The organism is Acidovorax sp. GW821-FHT09B03, from assembly GCF_059418305.1.
In genome coordinates this window covers 1-1,167 of record NZ_JBWKPP010000047.1, presented here as the reverse complement: position 1 = coordinate 1,167, position 1,167 = coordinate 1, and the positions used below count along the sequence as shown (strand labels likewise).

At 61.4% G+C, this 1,167-nt stretch carries 1 protein-coding gene; it reads left to right on the top strand.

Translation table 11 applies throughout. The features are described 5' to 3' along the window. Positions 1-75: 75 nt before the first annotated feature. Positions 76-1,167, top strand: coding sequence for an IS630 family transposase (locus AC07PA_RS32640; RefSeq protein ID WP_494610356.1), 1,092 nt, complete (start codon positions 76-78; stop codon positions 1,165-1,167).

Genomic DNA, 1,167 nt, shown 5'->3' with positions numbered 1-1,167 from the left:
CTAGTGTGCTGTCCCGCAGATAACTGGCATTAGTCGTGCATGCCTTTTGGGTATCCTTGCAACGGAGATACCGCAATGAGAACAGGCAGACCCAAGGCCGAGTTGGTGCTGACGGACGAAGAGCGTTTGCAGCTTCAGTCTTTCGCGCGCAGTCGCTCGCTGTCGGCGGCATTGAGCAACCGCGCGCGCCTTGTGCTGGCCAGCGCCGAAGGCGAGGCCAACAACGCAATCGCCGCGCGACTGGGGCTGACGAAGCAAACGGTGGGCAAGTGGCGCACTCGCTTCATCGAGCGTCGTATCGCTGGCCTGTACGACGACGTTCGCCCTGGCCCGGCGCGCACGATCGACGACGAACGGGTGGCGCTCCTGATCAAGACGACGCTGCACACCAAGCCTGCCAACGGCTCGACGCACTGGAGCGTGCGCACGGTGGCGGCCGAAACCGGCATCTCCAAGACCAGCGTGCAGCGCTACTTGCAGCTCTTCGGGCTGCAGCCGCATCGCACCGAGAGCTTCAAACTGTCCAATGACCCGTTCTTCATCGAGAAGCTGCGTGACGTGGTCGGCCTGTACCTGAGTCCGCCAGACAACGCGCTGGTGATCTGCGTGGACGAGAAAAGCCAATGCCAGGCGTTGGAGCGCACGCAGCCGATGCTTCCGATGGGGTTTGGCTACATCGAAGGGGTCACCCACGACTACAAGCGCCACGGCACGACCACGCTGTTCGCTGCGCTGAACGTGCTCAACGGCGCGGTGCTGGCCGCATGCAAGCCGCGCCACCGGCACCAGGAGTTCCTCGCATTCCTGCGTGAGATCGACAAGGCTGTTCCCGCCCAGTTGGATGTGCACTGCATCGTTGACAACTACGCCACCCACAGCCACCCGAAGATCAAGGCGTGGTTGGCGAGTCGGCCGCGCTGGCATATGCACTTCATTCCGACCTACAGCTCCTGGCTCAATCAGGTCGAGCGCTTCTTCGCATTGATCACCGACAAGGCAATCCGCCGCGGCTCCTTTACCAGCGTCAAACAACTTGTGCAGCGCATCGATCAATTCGTCGCAGCCCACAACGTTGACTGCCAGCCTTTCAAGTGGACCGCCACCGCTGATTCGATCCTCGAAAAGTTGCATCGACTTTGCTCACGTATCAGCGGGACAGCACACTAG